Here is an 18,514-nt window from a genome sequence, read left to right on the forward strand (position 1 = left end):
GTGCCGGGCGGTGCGCCGCCCGGCGGAGGCTAGGCACGGCTCCTGGACCGGAGCCGGGCCGGGACGGTGCTCAGGGGCCCGCTCCCCGGGGCATGTCGCTCCGGGCGCAGTCGGCACCGCACAGGGAGCGGAATCCCCGGTCGGCGTAGACGGCGGGGCGGCCGCCGCCTTCCGGCAGGATCACGTGCTCCGCCTCACCGAGGAAGATCGCGTGGTCGCCCGCGTCCACCCTGCGCCGCGTCACGCACTCCACGACCGCGAGCGCCCCGGCCACGACGGTGCCCCCGCGCTCGGTGGGCACGAAGCCGCCGTCGGAGAACTTGTCCGGGCTCTTGCCCGCGAACCGCCGGGCGAGCTCGGAGTGTTCGTGCCCCTCCCGGAGCAGGCTGACGGCGAACCGCGGACTCCGCGCGAAGACCGGATAGCAACGCGCCGACGTGGCCAGACAGACCAGGAGCAGCGGCGGGTCCACCGAGAGCGAGCAGAGCGAACCGGCGGTGAAGCCGTGCGGCCTGCCGTGCCGGTCATGAGCGGTGACGATGGCGACACCGGTGGGCAAGCGGGCCATCGCGCCGCGGAACAGCGCGGGGTCCGGGCCGGCGCCCCCGCCGTCCGGACCCGAGGCCGCGAGGGCTCCCGGTGCCGACCGGGCGTCCACCCCGGGCCGTGCCGTCACGGCGTCGCCTCGCGGTGCGTGAAGCCGGACATCGAGACCGTGTACTGCCGGGTGGCGCGGCTGTAGTCCATGCAGTACTCGGTCGGGTACCAGCCGGAGACGGCCCACGCCTCGGGCTTCTTGACCGGCATGCAGCCGCCCGCGCGCCCGTTCGCGAGCCCCTCGATCCACTCCTTGGAGATCATGGGCTCGTAGAAGCTGATCCGGCCGTCGTACGCGCCGTACATGAACGTCCGCGTGAACGGCTTGCCGTGCATCTCCGGCGCGTCCATGTCCATCAGGTGGTTGCCCATCTGCGGCACCACGGCACCCATGTCCATGTACCGGGCCGGCATGTGCCGCTCCGGCACCGGCTTGCGCGCGGTCTTGAGGTCGTCGCAGTTCATCAGGCCGGCGCACGGGCCGGTGCGGATCCGGCGCACGGCCGCCTCGTCCTGGATGTAGAAGTGGAAGTCGAAGTGCGGGATGCCGTAGCTCTCCGGCGGATGGCCCCGCGGGTCCCAGGTCAGCTGCGCCCAGGTGAAGGGGCCCCCGACGTTCTCGCGGAACCCCTTGGGAAGGTCCAGTGCCGTCTCGACCTCGTCCACGCACTCCGTGGCCCGGTCCGTTCTGCCGTCGCCGTTCACGTCGTAGCAGAGCTTGCCGTCGCCCTCCTTGGGCAGGTTCCGCAGGGCGGCGGCGGAGAAGGTGTACCCGAGGGTGAGCGGGCGGGAGCCGCGGCGCTGCGAGTAGACGCGGACGGTGCCGTCGCCCAAGGGCTGGGGTGTGCCGTACTCGGTCCTGACACGGCCGTGGGCCGCCGGGCTCGCGTCGGACCGCGAGTCGTCCGCGCGGCCGGTGTCCGCCGCCACCCAGGCGCCGAGCAGGGCGGCGGCCGCGAGGCCGGCCATGACGGCACGGCGTGCGCGCCGGCCGCGGGTGGCCGGGTCGGACTGTCGAAGGGGTGCCGTCTGCACGGGCGAGGTCCTTTCCGGATCGGGGAAGGTGAGGCGTGTCGATCGGTTGCGCCGTCGGCGGTGCGGCAGGGAGCGCGGGGCGCGACGCGCGGCCCGCCGCTCGGCCACCCGGGTCAGGCGCGCGTCGTCGGGCCCTGGGACATGGCGGTCACCGCGTCCCCTCGTGAGGCGGACCGCCCGGCGCGAGCGCCGAGGCGTTCGCGCCGGCGTGGGCGGCCGCGTGGCCGAGCGTGGTGCGGCTGTTGGCGCCCAGCGCCGCACGCAGGTAGGCCCGGGCGTCGGCCAGGGTGCGGCCCTCGCCGAGCACCTTGGGGACGGCGGCCGGGTCGACCGCGACGGTGTGCCGGGCGACGGCCACGGCGCCGCCCGCCCCGTCCGGCGTGAACTCCCAGGCCCCGCTGTGCCCGAACAGCAGCGCGGGCGGCACCAGTTGCTTGTAGACGATCGACGAGTCCGGGAAGCAGAGCCGCACGGAGCGGGTCGTGTGCGCGCTGCCGTCCGCGGTCACCGTGTCCATCTCCATGTCCTGCACCCCGGGCGGGTCCTCGCGCAGCCGCACCCGGCGCACATGCGGCAGCCGCTCGGGCCAGGCGTCGGCGCGGTCCACGAACGCGTAGGCGTCCGCCGCCGCGCCGGAGAGCTCGAGACGGTCGGTGAACGAGAAGACCAGATCGTCTATCGCGTGCGGAAGTTCGGCGATCCGCGCGAGGGCCGCCAGCTCCCGTTCGGAATTGCGGTTCACCCCCTCGGTGGCCCACGCCCCCGCCTCCTGACCGGGCACGGTGAAGTCGTGGGTGAGGCTCACCATGGTCCTGCCGTCCCGCTGCGGGGCGAACCGCCACTGGCCGCCCATCGAGGCGAACGGCGGCCGGCTGTGCTCCTGGCGGAACGATACGGTGCGCCCCTCGGGGTCCAGCACGCGTCGCGAGGTCCAGTCCTTGACCTCGCCGTTGACCAGGGCCCACAGACGGAAGCGCTCGTTGTCGCCGTCCCGCTCCAGATGCCGGACGTGCAGCGTGGGCTCGAAGATCACCGGCCATCGGGTCACATCGGCCACCAGCTGGTACACGGTGTCCGCGGGAGCCGCGACGACGCGGGTGTGCAGGGTGTGGTGCTCTCGTAACTCGGTCATGGTCGAGGGCCTTCCGGGTCGCGGGTCGGTCGGCGCGCGTGGCGCGCCGGTTCACACGGTCTTCGCGGCGGAGCCGTTGACCAGGTCGAGTACGTCGCGAGGGCTGGTGAGCAGCGGGACCACCTCGTCCGGCACCTGCACGCCGAATTCGTTCTCGATGCGCACGGCGGCCTCCAGCAGGGCGAGGGAGTCGTACCCGAGCTCCTGGAAGGGCCGGTCGCGCACGTCCTCGCCGGCGGGCCAGTCCTCGCTCGCGCCCCCGCAGTCGGCCAGGATGCGGTGCAGGTCGTCAAGGGTCATGGTGGTGTTCGGCATGGTCGAATCCTTGCTGTCGTCAGGAAGGCGGCGCATGTGCGGACGGAGGGTCAGAGGGTTGCCTCACGGACCACCACGGCCGAGTTGAAGCCCCATCGGCCGCGGGCGAGGACCAGGGCGCAGGAGACGCGGGCCTCCCGCGGGCCTCCGGTCACCAGGTCGATTCCGTAATCGGCCGGGACGTCGGAGCTGGCCCCGGAAGCGGGGATCACGCCGTCCCGGACGGTCAGGAGCGCGGTGGCGACGTCCAGCGGCCCGCCTCCCGCGTACAGCCTCCCGGTGAGCGCCTTGGGCGCGGTCACCGGCACCCGGCGCACCCCGAACAACTCCCGGATCGCCGTGGCCTCGGCACGGTCCAGGTCGCGGTCACCGGCCGCGTCCGCGAACACCACGTCCACGTCCGCGGGCGTCAACCCGGCCTGGGCCAGTGCCTGTTCGGCCGCCCTGCGCAGCCCGGGCGGCCGCCCGGGACGTGCCGGGAGATCCTCCCGGACGCCCTCCGGGGCGGGGTCGAAGGTCGAGGCGTACCCGGCGATCTCCCCGTACACCCGGCGCACCCCGCGCGCCCGGGCCGCCACGGGGTCCTCGACCACCAGGATCGCCCCGCCCTCGCCCGGCACATAGCCGCGGGCCGCCGCGTCGAACGGCAGGTAGGCGCGCTCCGGGTCGGTGGCGTGGCTGATCCGCCCGCTGGCGAGATGGGAGACCCACCCCCAGGGGTCGAAGGCGGAGTCCACGCCTCCGGTGACCACCAGGGGAGTGCCGCGCCCGATGGTGCGCCGGGCGTGTCCGAGGGCGTCGAGGCCGCCGGCCTGCTCGGCCACCAGGGCGCTGCTGGGTCCGCGCATGCCGTTGCGGATCGAGATCTGGCCGGTGTTGACCGCGTAGAACCAGGCGAAGGACTCGTACACGCTCACCGCCTGGGAGCCGACGCTCCACAGCTTCTTGAACTCCCGGTGGGTGAACTCGAAGCCCCCGCACCCGGTGGAGGTCACCACGCCCATGTCGTAGTCCGTGGCCTTCGACGGATCCACGCCCGCGTCGGCGATCGCCCAGTCCGCCGCGGCCAGCGCGAGCCGGGTGGAGACGTCGGTCTGCGGAAGGAGCCGGCTCGGCAGATGGGCGGACGCGTCGAAGCCCTCGATCTGACCCGCCAGCCGGGCCGGATAGCGGGACGTGTCGAAGCGGGTGATCGGTACGACGCCCGAGCGGCCCGCGAGGACCGCCTCCCAGTAGCGCTCCAGGCCGAGGCCGTTGGGAGCGGCGACGCCGATGCCGGTCACATACACCGGGCGGGTGCCCGGGTGCGGGCCCGGGCCGGGGCCGGGGCGCCGTGTGACGGCCTGCGCCCGGCCCGCGTCCGCCACGCCGACGGCACTCATGAGACCTCCTGGGGGCTGCGGAGGACCATCGCGCTCTGGAACCCGCCGAAGCCGCTGCCCACGGTGAGGACCGTGTCCACCCGGTGCTCACGGGCGGTGACCGGTACGTAGTCCAGGTCGCACTCCGGGTCGCTGGTGTGCAGATTGGCCGTGGGAGGGACCACGTTGTGCTCGATGGCGAGCAGCGATGCCGCGATCTCCACCGAGCCGATGGCGCCGAGCGAGTGCCCCACCATCGACTTGATCGAGCTGACCGGGGTCTCGTAGGCGTGCTGCCCGAGACTGCGCTTGAACGCGGCGGTCTCGTGGCGGTCGTTCTGCTTGGTCCCCGAGCCGTGCGCGTTGATGTAGTCCACGGCCGTCACATCGGCCCTCGACTCGTCGAGGGCGACCCGGATCGCCTCGGCCATCTCCCGGCCGTCCGGCTTGAGCCCGGTCATGTGGAACGCGTTGGAACGGGTCGCGTATCCGGTGACCTCGGCGTAGATGTGCGCGTCGCGGCGCCGGGCGCTCTCGTACTCCTCGAGGACGAACACGGCCGCGCCCTCGGCGAGTACGAAGCCGTTCCGGGAACCGTCGAAAGGGCGGGAGGCGTGCTCCGGGTCGTCGTTGCGCGGCGTGGTCGCCTTGATGGCGTCGAAGCAGGCCACCACGATCGGGGTGATCGGGGTGTCGCAGGCACCGGCCACCATCACGTCGGCGCTGCCCTCGCGGATCAGCTGCACGGCGTGGCCGACCGAGTCGAGCCCCGAGGTGCAGCCGTTGGAGACCATCGCCACCGGCCCCTCGGCGCCCACCGTCCACGCGACCTCGGCCGCCATCACACTCGGCACCAAGTAGTCGAACATGTGCGGAGAGAGCCTCGCGGGGTCCATCTCCCAGTCACGGCCCCGGTCGGACAGGGCCAGGTACTCGCGCTCCAGGCTCGTGGCGGCCGCGACCGCGCTGCCCAGACCGACACCGACGCGGTACGGGTCCAGGCCGCCGAGCTCCAGCCCGCTGTCGCCGACGGCCTCTCGGGCGCAGACCACCGCGAACTGGGTGGCCCGGTCCATGCGGTCGGTCTCCGACGCCGTGAGTCCCTCGATGACCGGGTCGAAATCGGCTTCCGCGGCGACCTGCGAGCGGTAGGGCGAGGGGTCGAAGAACGTGATCCTGCGGGTGGCGGTGCGGCCGCTGGTCAGTGTGGACCAGAACTCCTTCGCGCCCTTGCCTCCGGGGGCCCGGATGCCGATACCGGTGATCACGACACGGCGCGTCATCGGGGGCCGTCCACGGCCGTGGGCACGGTTGAACTGAGCATCTCAGTACGTTCCTTTGCATTAGTGTGGGGCCGGGGAGCGGGTGGCGCGACCGACGCGTGCCGGCCCCTTCCCGGCCCGGGGCGCGGACCGGCGGGATCAGTAGTTGCCGAGCCCGCCACATACGTTCAGGGCCTGGGCGGTCACCGCGTCGGCGCCCTCGCCGACCAGGTAGTCGACCATCGCGGCGACCTCGCCGGACTCCACGTACCGGCCGATGGGCGCGCGGGCGCTGATCCGGCGGTGGGCCTCCTCCTCGTCCACGCCCCAGATCGCCGCGTAGTGCTCGCGCACGCGCTCCGCCATGGGCGTCTCGACGAAGCCCGGGCAGACCGCGTTCACCGTGATGCCGGTCTTGGCGAGCTCCAGACCGAGCGCCTTGGAGAAGCCGACGACGCCGTGCTTGGACGCCGAGTACGGGGCGGCGTGGATCACGCCCTGCTTGCCGCCGGTGGACGCGATGTTGATGATCCGGCCCCAGCTCTTGTCCCGCAGGCCGCCGCGCGTCAACACCTGCTTGGTGACGAGGAAGACGCTGTTCAGGTTGGTGTCGATCACGTCGTACCAGAGCTCGTCCTCGATCTCGGCGGTGTTCCCGCCACCGGGCCGGCCGGCGTTGTTGACCAGGATGTCGATGGGGCCGAAGCGGTCGACGGCCGCGTCCACGAGCGCGCGGACCCGTTCCGGCTTCCGCACGTCGCAGGGGCGCCCGTCCACGTCGAGGCCCAGATCGCGCAGCTCCTTGACGGTCGCCGCCACCGCGTCCTCGCGCCGCGAGCAGAGGTAGACGCTGATGCCCTGCCGGCCCAGGCTCTTGGCGATCTCTAGGCCCATGCCGCTGGTCGCTCCGGTGACCAGTGCCACTCGCCGGGTGCGTTCCGCCATGGTCGGTCCTCTCGGGTTCTGCCGGGATAGCCCGGGCGTTTCGCTCTGGCTGCGAACTGCGCTCCACGCTTGCCGGAGGTGCTCGAACCCGGATCCAATCGGACTGGAAGTCCGGTCGCGCCGGAGCGGGCCGGCACCCGTGACCGGGCGGCCAGGGGCCGGGAGCCGCCTCGAGCGGACTTCGAGGGGACTTGGACGAGCAGGCCGGACGGTGGCGGGGCCGACGACAGTGAAGGGTCGCCCGGCACCGTCCACCGAAGGGGCTCCAGCCATGACGAGCAGGCGTAGCGGCAGCGAACCGGACGATCGCCTCCTGTACGCGGAGGTCCAGCAGTACTACGCGCGGCAGATGCAGTCACTCGACGCGCGCAAGCTCGAGGCGTACGCGGAGACGTTCACCGAGGACGGCGAGTTCTCCCATACGCCGGGCCGCGAACCGTCCCGGACCCGCGCGGGCATCACCGCGGACCTGTACGACTTCCACAAGCGGTTCGAGGGCGACCCGGTACAGCGCCGCCACTGGTTCAACATGATCGACCTGGATCCGCAGGACGACGGCAGCATCCACTCCACGTTCTACGTGCTCGTGGTGACCACCAGGCCCGGCGTGCGCGAGCCCGAGGTCGCCCCGAGCTGTCTGGTGCACGACGTGCTGGTGCGCGAGAACGGCGAACTGCGCAACCGCTCCCGGCGGGTGGGGTACGACCAGTTCCTCATCTGAGTCCCGGGTCCCACGCCGCCGGGGCGGTCCGGGTCAGCGATCGATGTGCGACATGTCCGGGTACCGCTCGCCGCGCACCGCGCCGGTGGGGACGGCCGACTCCAGAGCCGAAAGCGTCGCGCCGGACAGCTCCACCTCCGCGGCGGCCACGTTCTCCTCCAGGTAGCGCAGCCGCTTGGTGCCCGGAATCGGCACGATGTCCTCGCCCCGCGCGAGCAGCCAGGCGAGGGAGAGCTGGGCCGGGCTGAGCCCGGCCTCGTTCGCGATCTCCCGGATCCTGGCCACGAGACGCGCGTTGTGCTCGGCGTTGTCACCGGTGAAGCGGGGCGCCGCCCGGCGGAAGTCGCCGTCGGCCAGTTCGGAAGCGGGCGGCAGGGCGCCGCCGAGCAGGCCCCGGCTGATCGGCGCGTAGGCGACCAGGGAGGTGCCGAGCTCCCGGGCCGCGGGCAGCACGCTCTCCTCGACGTCCCGGCTGAACAGCGAGAATTCGCTCTGCAAAGCGGAGATCGGATGCACCGCGCAGGCCCGGCGAAGGGTCCGCGCGCTCACCTCGGACAGCCCGAGCCAGCGCACCTTGCCGGCCCGCACCAGCTCGGCCATCGCCCCTACCGTCTCCTCGATGGGCACCCGGGGGTCACGACGGTGCAGGTAGTAAAGGTCGATGTGCTCCACGCCGAGCCTGGCCAGGGACGCGTCGCAGGCGGCGCGCACATACTCCGGGCTGCCGTTGATGCCACGCGCCGCGGGGTCCCCGTCGCGGACCACGCCGAACTTGGTGGCGAGCAGCACACGGTCGCGACGGTCCGCGACGGCACGCCCGACCAGGCGCTCGTTCTCCCCGATCCCGTACATGTCGGCGGTGTCCAGCAGATTCACACCGAGGTCGAGGGCGCGGTGGACGACCGCGATCGACTCCGACTCCCGGGCGCCGCCGTAGAACTCCGACATGCCCATGCAGCCGAGTCCGAGAGGAAAGACCTCGGGTCCCGCACGGCCGATGCGGCGGAGCCTCATCCGGCGTCCTCGATCAATTCCTCGAGGGAGGAGCCCTCGGGCAGGCCCTGGCCCACGTCCCAGTGCTCGGCGATGCGGCCGTCCTCGACCCGCCAGATGTCCACCACGATCGAGGGCGGCGCGTCCGGCGCGGCCTTGGCCACGCTGTGCGTCCAGACCTGGTCGCCCTCGGCCACCACGCGCCGTACCGTCAGCGAGAACCCGGGTAAGGCGGTGGCGACGGCCGAGAACGACTCGACGGTCCGGTCGCGGCCCGCGCCGACGCCGGGGTGGTGGTTGACGAAGCCCTCGGTGAGCAGCCGACGGGCCCGGTCGAAGTCCTTGTCGTTGTAGAACAGCCGGATGTACTCGGCCACGAGATCCTTGTTCGCCTGCAGGGACTTCGCTGAAGAGTTCACTGAGTTCATTCGCTCACCTCTACCACGAACGAATGTGGCCCCACTAGGTGTTCCGTCAAGGTGAGAACCCGGCCTCGCACTTACCTAGATCCCCGGGCGGTAGCGCATCGGATGGTCCTCCGGCACCTCCACCACCGCGATCCGCACCCCGTCCGGATCCGCGATCCACATCTCGATCAGCCCCCAGGGCTTGCGCTCCGGCGGCTCCAGGATCTCGACGCCCTGCCGGGCCAGCTCCTCGTGCGCGGCCGCCGCGTCCGCGACCTGCAACCACAGCTCCATGCCGGGCCCCGGGGGCGCCTCGGAGCGGCCCGAGACCTCCAGGAATCCGCCGCCCAGGAAATAGACGGTGCCGCGCTCCGGGCCCGTGCCGAACTCGCGGTAGACCGCGAGTCCCAGCGTGCGCCCGTAGAAGGTACGGGAGCGCTCGGGGTCGGTGGGCCGGAGAAGCACTCTGCTGCTGAGTACGTGCGCCATGACTGCGACTGTACGCACCATCGATCGGGTTAGTGTTCATACGAGTCGAAACGTATGGAGAGGAACCCACGGGTGACCATGGAAACCGCCGGCAGCCGCGCTGCCGAGCCGACCTTCCGCACCGCCACCGCCGCCGATGTGCCCGAACTCGTCGCGCTCGTCGAATCGGCCTACCGGGGTGACGACAGCCGGGCCGGGTGGACGACCGAGGCGGACCTGCTGGACGGCCAGCGGACCGACCCGGACGGCGTCCTGGCCGTGGTGACCGACGCGAACAGCCGGCTGCTCGTGGTCGAGCTGGACGGCGCCCTGGTCGCCTGCTGCCAGCTCGAACACCGCGGTGACCACGCCTACTTCGGGATGTTCGCGGTCCGGCCGGCGATGCAGGGCGCCGGCCTCGGAAAGGTGATCATCGCGGAGGCCGAGCGGTTCGTCCGGGCCGAGTGGGACGCCCGCGAGATGCACATGACGGTCATCCGGCAGCGCGACGACCTGATCGCCTGGTACGAGCGCCGAGGCTACGCCCGCACGGGGAAGATGAGCCCCTTCCCCTACGGCGACGAGCGCTTCGGCATCCCGCAGCGCGACGACCTGGAGTTCGAGCTGCTGGTGAAGAAGCTGCCGTAGGCGGTGAGGCCACAGTCCTCACGGCTGCTGGTAAGGGGCTCCGGCCACGGCCGGAGCCCCTTACGCGTGCCCGTTCCTCCACGGGCCGTCACAGCCTGCCGGCCTCCACCAGCCGCCGCAGGAACCGCCGGGTGCGCTCCTCCCGCGGGTCGCCGAAGACCTGGGCAGCCGTGCCGCGCTCCAGCACCACCCCGCCGTCCAGGAAGCAGACCTGATCGGCGACGTCCCGGGCGAAGCCCATCTCGTGGGTGGCCAGGACCATGGTCATCCCCTCCTCCTTGAGATCGCGCACGACGCCCAACACCTCCCCGACCAACTCCGGGTCGAGGGCCGCGGTGATCTCGTCGAGCAGCAGCAGCCGGGGCCGGCCCGCCAGCGCCCGTACGATCGCGACCCGCTGCTGCTGGCCGCCGCTGAGCCGGTCCGGGTACTCGCCCGCCTTGCCGCCCAGGCCCAGCCGCTCCAGCAGCTCCCGCGCCCGCTCCTCGGCCCGCGCGCGCGGCTCCCCGTGCACCCGGCGCGGCGCCAGGGTGATGTTGTCGAGCACCGTCATGTGGGGGAAGAGGTTGTACGCCTGGAAGACCACGCCGATCCGGCGGCGCACGGTGTCCGGGTCCGCACGGGGGTCGGTGATCTCCTCGCCGTCGAGGAAGATCGCGCCGTCGTCGATCTCCTCCAGCAGGTTCGCGCAGCGCAGCAGCGTCGACTTGCCGGAGCCGGAGGCTCCGATCAGGGCCGTGACGGTGTGCGGCGCGACCTCGAGGTCGACGTCGCGCAGGACGACGGTCCGTCCGAAGGTCTTGCGGACGGCCTCCAGCCGCAGCACGGGCGTCGCGCCGCCGCCCTGCCCCGGCACCCGGGCCGGGGCGTCCTTCCGCGGCGCGGCGGCCGCCGGTGTGCCTTCGTCCTTACGGTCGCTGGTCATACGATCCCTCCCTGGGCCCGGCGGCGGTCCATCCGGGCCGTGACCCAGTCCGTGAACCGGGTCGCGGGGATGGTGAGGGCGACGAAGATCAGCCCGGCGACCACGTACGGCGTGTAGTTGAAGCTCTTGCTCGCGACGATCTGCGCCGCGTACACGGCGTCGACCGCGCCCGCGATCGACACGAGGCCGGTGTCCTTCTGGAGCGAGACCAGGTCGTTGAGGAGCGGCGGCACGACCCGGCGCACCGCCTGCGGCAGGACGACGAAGCGCAGGGTCTGCCGCCCGTTGAGCCCCAGGGAGCGGGCGGCGGCCCGCTGACTGGGATGGACGGACTCGATGCCCGCCCGGAAGACCTCCGCCACGTATGCCGAGTAGGTGAGGACCAGCGCCGTCCCGCCCAGCAGCACCGGGTCGGTGGTGACGCCCTGGAGCCGGAGGGCCGGGATGCCGAAGACCACCATGAGCAGGCAGATGACCAGCGGCAGCCCGCGGAAGAAGTCGGTGTAGGCGGTGGCCAGCGCGCGCAGCGGGAAGAACACCGGGCCCCGCAGCGTACGGGCCACGGCGATCAGCAGCCCGAGCACCAGGACGGCCGCCCCGCAGACGACCAGCAGCCGCAGGTTGAGCCACAGGCCGTCGAGGACCTCCGGCAGTGCCTCGCGGGCGTAGTGCGCGCTGAAGAACGTCTCCCGGGTGCGGGGCCAGCCGGGGGAGTTGACGACGGCGAGGAACAGCACGACGCCGGTGACCAGGGTGCTGAGGGCGGCCACCGCCGTGGCCCGGCGGGCCCGCGTCCGTTTGAAGCGCTCGCGCTCCAGGCGCCGCGCGGACGGTACGTACCGGTCCTCGCCGGCCGGGCCCGCCGTCTCCGTCGTCTCCGCCACGGGTGCGGCCCCCGCATGAGGCCCGGACGCCGTGTCGCCGGCCGTCACTTCAGCACCGGCGCGTCGACGGCCTCGGAGAGCCACCGCTTCTCCAGCTTCGCCAGCGTGCCGTCCTCGCGCAGGGAGTCGACGGCCCGGCTGACGCAGCCGGTGAGCCGGCTGCCCTTGTCGAGGACGAGCCCGAACTGTTCGGCCTTCCCGCTCCCGGCCTCGAACTGTCCGACGATCTTCGCGTCGGTGACCTCGGCCGAGGTGATGTAGAAGGCGGTGGGCAGGTCCACGACGATCGCGTCGACCTGGCCGTTCTTCAGGGCCGTCTTGGCGAAGTCGTTCTTCTGGAACACGGCCGGTGCCGTGCCGGGCTTGATGACGTCGTTGACGACGTCGAGGCTGGTGGTGCCGACCTGCGCCCCCAGCTTCACCCCCTTGAGTCCCTCGGCCGTGGTGGCCTTGGCGGCGGGGGAGTCCTTGAGGGCGACGACGGCCTGCCGTACGTCGTAGTAGCCGGAGGAGAAGTCGACGGCCCGGCGGCGTTCGTCGCTGACGGAGATCTGGTTGACGTCGAAATCGAACTTCTTCGCGCCGGGTGCGACGGCGCTGTTGAAGGGCACGGTCCGCCACACCACGTCGGTCCTGGCGTAGCCGAGCCGGTCGGCGACGGCGTAGGCGACGGCGGACTCGAAGCCCTCGCCGCTCGTGGGGTCGTCGTCGCGGAACCAGGGGGCGTAGGCGGGCTTGTCGGTGCCCACGGTGAGCTTTCCGGCGGTCTCGGTGGCGAGCCCGCCCTTGGCGCAGGCGGCGGCCCCGGCGGACGGCCCGGCGGGGGACTTCGCGGCGTCGGTGTCGTCCTGCGCCGCACAGCCGACGGCGGCCGTGAGGAGGACGGCGAGGCCGGCCGCGAACGGGGCGGCGCGGCGTGTGGCGCGGCGGCGCGGGAGCGGATCGGCGTGGTGTACGCGCTGGTTGACGACGGGCATGGCGGGAGACTGGCAGTGCCCCGGGCGGTCTGTCCAGGTCAGGCCATGATCCGTCCGAATAGCGGAAGACTGTTGCCGGTTCGTGAACAGTGCGCGTCCGGGGTGGCCCCGGGAAATGCGCCGGAAACTGGCCGGAAACCGCCCTGCGGCTGACTAGGACGCCGTCCGGTGCCTGTGGGGCTCGTGGGGCGAAAACATACGTTTGAGGCGATCGGCGTTGCCGGAAGCAGGAAAAAACGCGGCTTCACCGGGGGTCCGGCAGGATAATTTGTCGCTCTACCTCTTGAGGTGGAGAACCGCGCATGGATACGGTGTCTTAACGCCAAGTTCTCCTGAGGAGGGGTAGCCATGACGGAAATTCTTGCGTCGACGGCGATAGCAGCCGAGGAATCGACCACCGAGCGGGTAGTCGATCACCCGGCCTGGGAGGTGCTCAAGAGCGCTGTCGAGACGATCCGGCCGTGGCAGTCCCCCGACGGATCCATCGACTTCGGTGCGGAGGGCGCACCCCCGGGCGACGCCGTCCGGGCGGAGATCGGCCGCGTCGTCGCGGCCGTCGAGGAGCTCTCACCCCTCCTGCCCCACGACGCGGCCTACCACACGGCCCTCGTCGCGGACCTCCGCCGCTGGGCCGACGCCGGCTTCGGCGTCCCGGACTTCCTCGACTCGCTGCTGGTGTTCCACCCCGCCGCGCACCGCGCCGACGGCCTCCAGCACCTCGTCGTCTTCCCGATGTACACGCAGAACGGCAACCCCGACCGCAATCTCGAGGCGGTCGTGATGCGCGTCGTGTGGCCGGAGTGGCTCGCCGAGCTGGAGCGCACCCGCTTCGACAACCCCCTCTTCCTCAGCATCACCTTCGAGGACTTCACCGCGGGCTACGACACCCACTCCGCGGTCCTCTTCCCGGAGACCATCGCCGTGCGCGAGGCCCCCGAGCGCTTCACCTGGGGCGCCATCTTCTGCGACCGCGAGGGCGCCCGCTTCCGCCGCGTCACCGAGGCGGCCGTCACCGCCCTCGGCCTGGAGCTGCCCGCCGACATCGCCGCGATGATCGGCGACCAGCACCGCTGCCAGCAGGCGTTCGCCCTGTGGGACATGGTCCACGACCGCACCCACAGCCACGGCGACCTGCCCTTCGACCCGTTCATGATCAAGCAGCGGCAGCCGTTCTGGATGTACGGCCTGGAGGAGCTGCGCTGCGACCTCACCGCCTTCAAGGAGGCCGTGAAGCTCGAGGCCGACGGCTACGGCCAGGGCCGCGACGCGCAGTACGCCATCCTCTTCGACCGGATGTTCCGCTTCCCGGTCAGCGGCGAGCGCGTGCGCAACTACGACGGCCTCGGCGGTCAGCTGCTCTTCGCCTACCTCCACCAGCACGACGTCGTACGCTGGACGGACAACACCCTCCACATCGACTGGGACCGGGCCCCGCAGGTCACCAACCAGCTGTGCGCCGAGATCGAGAAGCTCTACCGCGACGGCATCGACCGCCCCAAGCTCGTCCACTGGCTCGCCGCCTACGAGCTCGTCTCGACCTACCTCGCCCCGCACCCCGGCTCCGTGTGGGCCAAGGGCCCCGACGCCCTCGACCTCACCCTGCCGCCCCGCAAGCTCGTCGACGACGTGCTTCCGGACGAGTTCCCGCTCAGCATGTTCTTCGAGGCCCTTGCCAAGAAGCTGCGCACCGTGATCGCCTCGACCAAGGGGATCACCGCCGCGGACGCCGAGCGGGTGGCGGCGTGAGCGAGCTCGAGAAAGAGGCGACGAAGATGAGCATTCCGACGAACGGCGGCGGCCGCCTGGACGGCGCCGTGGTGGCGGTGGCGGGAGCGGCCGGCCCGGCCGGCCGCGCGGCCCTGCTGCGCCTGGCGGAGGCCGGGGCCACGGTCGTCGCCTCCGACGCCGACGCCGCGCGCCTCGCCGAGGCCGTGGACGCCGCCCGCTACGCCCACGGCGGCGCCACCGTCACCGGCGACACCGTGGACCTCCTGGACCTCGGGGCCACCCGCGCCTGGGTGGACCGCACCGAGAAGGAGTTCGGCCGCATCGACGGCCTCGTGCACCTCGTGGGCGGCTGGCGCGGCTCCTCGACCTTCGCCGAGACCGACCTCGCCGACTGGGAGCTGCTGGAGAAGCTGCTCATCCGTACGGTGCAGCACACCTCGCTCGCCTTCGAGGGCGCCCTCCAGCGCAGCGGCAACGGCCGCTATCTGCTGATCAGCGCCGCCGGCGCCAGCAAGCCCACCGCGGGCAACGCCGCCTACGCCGCCTCCAAGGCCGCGGCCGAGGCGTGGACGCTCGCGCTCGCCGACTCCTTCCGCAAGGCGGGGGGCGAGGAGGGCCCGAAGGCGGCCGCTGCCATCCTGGTGATCAAGGCGCTGGTGCACGACGCCATGCGCGCCGAGCGCCCGACCGCGAAATTCGCGGGCTTCACGGACGTCAAGGACCTGGCCGAGGCCATCGTCGGCGTCTGGGACATGCCCGCCCAGGAAGTGAACGGAACCCGTCAGTGGCTGACTCCGCAACCGTGACCCAGGCACCCTCCTCGGGGGCGACCGACGCGATACGCCGGCACGACCCCGAGCTGCGCGGCTTCGCCAGCGACAACTACGCGGGTGCCCACCCCGAGATCCTCGCGGCGCTCGCCCTCGCCAACGGCGGCCACCAGGTCGCCTACGGCGAGGACGACTACACCGCCCATCTCCAGGACGTGATGCGCGCCCATTTCGGGCCGACCGCCGAGGCCTTCCCGGTCTTCAACGGCACCGGCGCCAACGTGGTCGCGCTCCAGGCGGCCACCGAGCGCTGGGGCGCGGTGGTCTGCGCCGCCTCCGCCCACATCAACGTCGACGAGTGCGGGGCGCCCGAGCGGGTCGGCGGCCTCAAGCTGCTGACCGTCCCCACCGAGCACGGCAAGCTCACCCCCGAGCTCATCGACCGAGAGGCATGGGGCTGGGAGGACGAGCACCGCGCGCAGCCGCAGGTCGTCTCGATCACCCAGACCACCGAGCTGGGCACCTGCTACACCCCCGAGGAGATCCGGGAGATCTGCGACCACGCCCACGAGCGCGGGATGAAGGTCCACCTGGACGGCGCGCGGATCGCCAACGCGGCGGCCACGCTCGGCGTCCCGCTGCGCGCCTTCACCACCGACGCGGGCGTGGACCTGCTCTCCTTCGGTGGCACGAAGAACGGCATGGTCTTCGGCGAGTGCGTCGTCGTGCTCAACCCCGGTGCCGTGCGGGCGATGAAGCACCTGCGCAAGATGTCGATGCAGCTCGCCTCCAAGATGCGCTTCGTCTCCGCGCAGTTCGAGGCCCTGCTCACCGGCGACCTGTGGCTGCGCAGCGCCACGCACGCCAACGCCATGGCCACCCGGCTGGCCGAGGGCGTGCGGTCCGTCGAGGGCGTCGAGGTCCTGCACCCCGTGCAGTCCAACGCCGTCTTCGCCCGGCTCCCGCACGACGTCAGCGAGCGTCTCCAGAAGCGCTACCGCTTCTACTTCTGGGACGAGGCGGCCGGTGACGTCCGCTGGATGTGCTCCTTCGACACCACCGAGGCCGACGTGGACGCCTTCGCGAAGGCGGTCGCGGAGGAGATGAGCAAGCAGTAGCGCGTACGCGTGTGCGCCCGGCCCCGGGTCGACGACCAGGGGGCCGGGCGCATACATATACCGGCCGGTACGGGCCCGTCCTCGGGCCCGTGGCGCCCGGCTAGCGGCGGTCCAGGACGGCCGCCTCGGCCGGGGTCGGCGCCGTGCCGCCCAGGTGGGCCGGGATCCACCAGGTGTCGGAGGCGTCCTTGGGACGGACGGGATAGGCCCGCTGGGCGGCCTCCAGCAGCTCCTGGACGCGCCCGCGCACCCGCTCGGTCACCGTGTCCGCGTGCTCGGCCGGGTCGGCCGTCAGCGGCTCGCCCACGCGCATCGTGATCGGGAAGTGGTTGCGGCCCAGATTCCGCTTATGCCCCTTGGTCCACAGCCGCTGGGTGCCCCACAGCGCCATCGGCAGCAGCGGCACCCCCGCCTCCTGCGCCAGCCGGGCCGCGCCCGACTTGAAGTTCTTCAGCGTGAACGACTGCGAGATCGTCGCCTCCGGGAAGACCCCGATGATCTCGCCCGAGCGGAGCGCGGACAGCGCGTGCTTGTAGGCGTCCATGCCGGCCGCCCGGTCCACCGGGATGTGCTTCATCGCCCGCATCAGGGGCCCCGACACCTTGTGCCGGAACACCGACTCCTTCGCCATGAAGCGCACCAGCCGCTTGGCGGGCCGGGCGGCCAGGCCGCAGAAGATGAAGTCCAGGTACCCGATGTGGTTGCTCACCAGGACCGCCCCGCCGCGCGGCGGAACGTGCTCGGTGCCCTGGATGTCGAAACGCAGGTCGAGCGCCTTGAACATGGTGCGGGCGGTACCGATCACCGGCGGGTAGACGAGCTCTGCCATATCGGACAATCCTCTGGGCCTGGGGGAGGGGGCTCCCGGCTGAAGTTACGCGGCCGTAGGTTGTCGGCCCGTGCCGAATCGTGCCTGATCGTCCGGGTCAGGGACCAGCGAGGGCCCCCCGCGGGCCGGGAGATTCTCATCACGTCGGCCCACCGCCCGGTTACCGCCGAAGGTACACCGCCCCCCACGGGACCCCCCGGGAGACGCCGGGCGGAAATTTTCGCGCCCCCGGCGGTGCTGCAATCGGCGACGACCACGGGCCCGGCCCGTGGGGACGACCACACGACGACCACGATCATCACAGGGCGACAACGACCGCGGAGGGAAGAACGTGCCGGGGCGGGACGAAGAGGTACGGCTCGACGCCGACGACATCGGCGCGGAGCTGGGGGAGCGGGCCACGCTCGTCCAGTTCTCCAGCGCCTTCTGCCAGCCGTGCCGGGCGACCAGACGCACCCTCGCCGAGGTCGCCGCCATGGTCGGGGGCGTCACCCACGTCGAGATCGACGCCGAGGCCCGGCTCGGCCTGGTCCGCGCCCTGGGGATCGCCGCCACCCCCACCACGCTCGTCCTCGACGCGCGCGGCCGGGTCGTGCGCCGGGCCGCCGGGCAGCCGAGGAAGGCCGATGTCATCGCGGCACTCGGCGCCGCCCTGTGATCGCCGTGATCCGTCTCCCATATGCCCGGCCGCACTTGACGCTGTGCGCCACGAATCGTCAGGGTGACGTTATGTGGCCTGGACCGCTTCCCCTCGGGCGCGCGCACATCGATCCGCCGCGGACCGCGAGCGCGCGCCGTCCGGGGCGGTGACCCCCTCGCGCCCGTACGGCTCCTGGTTCGACACCACTTCTGGTCCGACCTCCAGCAGAAGGACAGATCCATGACGGCCACGCAGGCCCTCGGTACGCCCGCCCTCGCCACCCCCGAACTGCTGCGCTCCGTCTTCCGCCGGCACGCCGCCGGCGTCGCCGTGATCACGGCGCGGGGCACGCGCCCGGTCGGTTTCACGGCCACCTCGCTCACCTCCGTCGCCGCCGAACCCCCGCTGGTCTCCTTCGGGGTGGGCACCGGCTCCTCCAGCTGGCCCGTCATGGCCGAGGCGGAGCACGTCGGCGTGCACATACTCGGCGAGCACCAGAAGGAGCTGGCCGGCACCTTCGCGCGCAGCGGCGCCGACCGCTTCGCCCCGCCCACCAGCTGGCGCGCGGGCCCCGAGGGGGTGCCGCTGCTGGACGGCGTGCTGGCCTGGATGGTGTGCCGCGTCGTGGCCCGGGTGCCCGCCGGCGACCACCGCCTCGTGCTCGCCGAGGTGGTCGCCGGCGACCCCGACGGCGCGGGCCGCCCGCTCATCCACCACCAGGGGCGCTTCAACGGTCTGCGGGACTGAGACGTCCCTGAT

General features: G+C 72.2%; 21 protein-coding genes. 7 read left to right on the forward strand and 14 right to left on the reverse strand.

The window, feature by feature from the left end:
* Positions 1–70: 70 nt before the first annotated feature.
* The 7 genes from LUZ64_RS08085 to LUZ64_RS08115 all read right to left on the reverse strand — a co-directional run bounded on the left by LUZ64_RS08085 (position 71) and on the right by LUZ64_RS08115 (position 6,647).
* Positions 71–676, reverse strand: a complete 606-nt coding sequence (locus LUZ64_RS08085) for a flavin reductase family protein (protein WP_276528250.1) — start codon at positions 674–676, stop codon at positions 71–73.
* Positions 673–1,632, reverse strand: a complete 960-nt coding sequence (locus LUZ64_RS08090; RefSeq protein ID WP_095578866.1) for a hypothetical protein — start codon at positions 1,630–1,632, stop codon at positions 673–675. The genes LUZ64_RS08085 and LUZ64_RS08090 overlap by 4 nt, the downstream gene beginning before the upstream one ends.
* Positions 1,633–1,780: 148 nt before the next feature.
* Positions 1,781–2,764: an aromatase/cyclase gene (locus LUZ64_RS08095; RefSeq protein WP_095578865.1), complete on the reverse strand. Its 984-nt coding sequence runs from the start codon at positions 2,762–2,764 to the stop codon at positions 1,781–1,783.
* Between the two features lie 51 nt (positions 2,765–2,815).
* A complete protein-coding gene (locus tag LUZ64_RS08100; protein ID WP_095578864.1) occupies positions 2,816–3,079 on the reverse strand; it encodes an acyl carrier protein in 264 nt (87 codons plus the stop codon).
* Positions 3,080–3,129: 50 nt separating this feature from the next.
* Positions 3,130–4,461, reverse strand: coding sequence for a ketosynthase chain-length factor (locus tag LUZ64_RS08105; RefSeq protein WP_095578863.1), 1,332 nt, complete (start codon positions 4,459–4,461; stop codon positions 3,130–3,132).
* The gene (locus LUZ64_RS08110; RefSeq protein WP_095578862.1) at positions 4,458–5,723 is read right to left on the reverse strand and encodes a beta-ketoacyl-[acyl-carrier-protein] synthase family protein; all 1,266 of its coding nucleotides are present in this window, start codon (positions 5,721–5,723) and stop codon (positions 4,458–4,460) included. The genes LUZ64_RS08105 and LUZ64_RS08110 overlap by 4 nt, the downstream gene beginning before the upstream one ends.
* Before the next feature lie 138 nt (positions 5,724–5,861).
* Positions 5,862–6,647: an SDR family NAD(P)-dependent oxidoreductase gene (locus tag LUZ64_RS08115; protein WP_095578861.1), complete on the reverse strand. Its 786-nt coding sequence runs from the start codon at positions 6,645–6,647 to the stop codon at positions 5,862–5,864.
* Positions 6,648–6,918: 271 nt separating this feature from the next.
* On the opposite strand from LUZ64_RS08115, the gene LUZ64_RS08120 reads away from it, so the two are divergent.
* The gene (locus LUZ64_RS08120) at positions 6,919–7,368 is read left to right on the forward strand and encodes a nuclear transport factor 2 family protein (RefSeq protein ID WP_095578860.1); all 450 of its coding nucleotides are present in this window, start codon (positions 6,919–6,921) and stop codon (positions 7,366–7,368) included.
* A gap of 33 nt (positions 7,369–7,401) precedes the next feature.
* On the opposite strand, the gene LUZ64_RS08125 is transcribed toward LUZ64_RS08120, so the two are convergent.
* The 3 genes from LUZ64_RS08125 to LUZ64_RS08135 form a co-directional block, all read right to left on the reverse strand.
* Positions 7,402–8,382, reverse strand: coding sequence for an aldo/keto reductase (locus tag LUZ64_RS08125; protein WP_095578859.1), 981 nt, complete (start codon positions 8,380–8,382; stop codon positions 7,402–7,404).
* A complete protein-coding gene (locus LUZ64_RS08130) occupies positions 8,379–8,789 on the reverse strand; it encodes a nuclear transport factor 2 family protein (protein WP_095578858.1) in 411 nt (136 codons plus the stop codon). The genes LUZ64_RS08125 and LUZ64_RS08130 overlap by 4 nt, the downstream gene beginning before the upstream one ends.
* Positions 8,790–8,864: 75 nt before the next feature.
* A complete protein-coding gene (locus tag LUZ64_RS08135; protein WP_095578857.1) occupies positions 8,865–9,257 on the reverse strand; it encodes a VOC family protein in 393 nt (130 codons plus the stop codon).
* 78 nt (positions 9,258–9,335) lie between these two features.
* On the opposite strand from LUZ64_RS08135, the gene LUZ64_RS08140 reads away from it, so the two are divergent.
* Complete coding sequence (locus LUZ64_RS08140) at positions 9,336–9,884, forward strand: GNAT family N-acetyltransferase (RefSeq protein WP_095578879.1); 549 nt, start codon at positions 9,336–9,338, stop codon at positions 9,882–9,884.
* Positions 9,885–9,972: 88 nt separating this feature from the next.
* Here LUZ64_RS08140 and LUZ64_RS08145 read toward each other — a convergent pair whose 3' ends face one another.
* From LUZ64_RS08145 to LUZ64_RS08155, 3 genes are read right to left on the reverse strand one after another with little or no spacing between them, the layout of a single operon-like run.
* Positions 9,973–10,809, reverse strand: coding sequence for an amino acid ABC transporter ATP-binding protein (locus LUZ64_RS08145; protein WP_248288120.1), 837 nt, complete (start codon positions 10,807–10,809; stop codon positions 9,973–9,975).
* Positions 10,806–11,693, reverse strand: coding sequence for an amino acid ABC transporter permease (locus LUZ64_RS08150; protein ID WP_232389711.1), 888 nt, complete (start codon positions 11,691–11,693; stop codon positions 10,806–10,808). The genes LUZ64_RS08145 and LUZ64_RS08150 overlap by 4 nt, the downstream gene beginning before the upstream one ends.
* Before the next feature lie 44 nt (positions 11,694–11,737).
* Entirely contained in the window at positions 11,738–12,670 is a 933-nt protein-coding gene (locus tag LUZ64_RS08155) for an ABC transporter substrate-binding protein (protein ID WP_095578855.1), read from the reverse strand.
* 348 nt (positions 12,671–13,018) lie between these two features.
* On the opposite strand from LUZ64_RS08155, the gene LUZ64_RS08160 reads away from it, so the two are divergent.
* Genes LUZ64_RS08160 through LUZ64_RS08170 form a run of 3 tightly spaced genes read left to right on the forward strand, consistent with a single transcriptional unit; the run spans position 13,019 to position 16,286 of the window.
* Complete coding sequence (locus LUZ64_RS08160) at positions 13,019–14,416, forward strand: DUF6421 family protein (protein WP_095578854.1); 1,398 nt, start codon at positions 13,019–13,021, stop codon at positions 14,414–14,416.
* A 26-nt stretch (positions 14,417–14,442) separates the two neighbouring features.
* Positions 14,443–15,204, forward strand: a complete 762-nt coding sequence (locus LUZ64_RS08165) for an SDR family NAD(P)-dependent oxidoreductase (protein WP_095578877.1) — start codon at positions 14,443–14,445, stop codon at positions 15,202–15,204.
* Positions 15,183–16,286, forward strand: a complete 1,104-nt coding sequence (locus LUZ64_RS08170; protein WP_211304912.1) for a threonine aldolase family protein — start codon at positions 15,183–15,185, stop codon at positions 16,284–16,286. The genes LUZ64_RS08165 and LUZ64_RS08170 overlap by 22 nt, the downstream gene beginning before the upstream one ends.
* Positions 16,287–16,386: 100 nt before the next feature.
* Here the strand turns inward: LUZ64_RS08170 and LUZ64_RS08175 are convergent, their stop codons facing one another.
* On the reverse strand, positions 16,387–17,115 hold the full coding sequence (locus LUZ64_RS08175) for a lysophospholipid acyltransferase family protein (protein ID WP_095578852.1): 729 nt from the start codon (positions 17,113–17,115) through the stop codon (positions 16,387–16,389).
* A gap of 331 nt (positions 17,116–17,446) precedes the next feature.
* Between LUZ64_RS08175 and LUZ64_RS08180 the strand changes: the two genes are divergently transcribed.
* Together LUZ64_RS08180 and LUZ64_RS08185 are read left to right on the forward strand one after the other, a co-directional pair.
* On the forward strand, positions 17,447–17,773 hold the full coding sequence (locus tag LUZ64_RS08180; RefSeq protein ID WP_095578851.1) for a TlpA family protein disulfide reductase: 327 nt from the start codon (positions 17,447–17,449) through the stop codon (positions 17,771–17,773).
* Between the two features lie 222 nt (positions 17,774–17,995).
* Complete coding sequence (locus LUZ64_RS08185) at positions 17,996–18,502, forward strand: flavin reductase family protein (protein WP_095578850.1); 507 nt, start codon at positions 17,996–17,998, stop codon at positions 18,500–18,502.
* The last annotated feature ends 12 nt before the right edge of the window (positions 18,503–18,514 follow it).

The organism is Streptomyces albireticuli (genome assembly GCF_021228125.1).
Taxonomy (GTDB): domain Bacteria; phylum Actinomycetota; class Actinomycetes; order Streptomycetales; family Streptomycetaceae; genus Streptomyces; species Streptomyces albireticuli.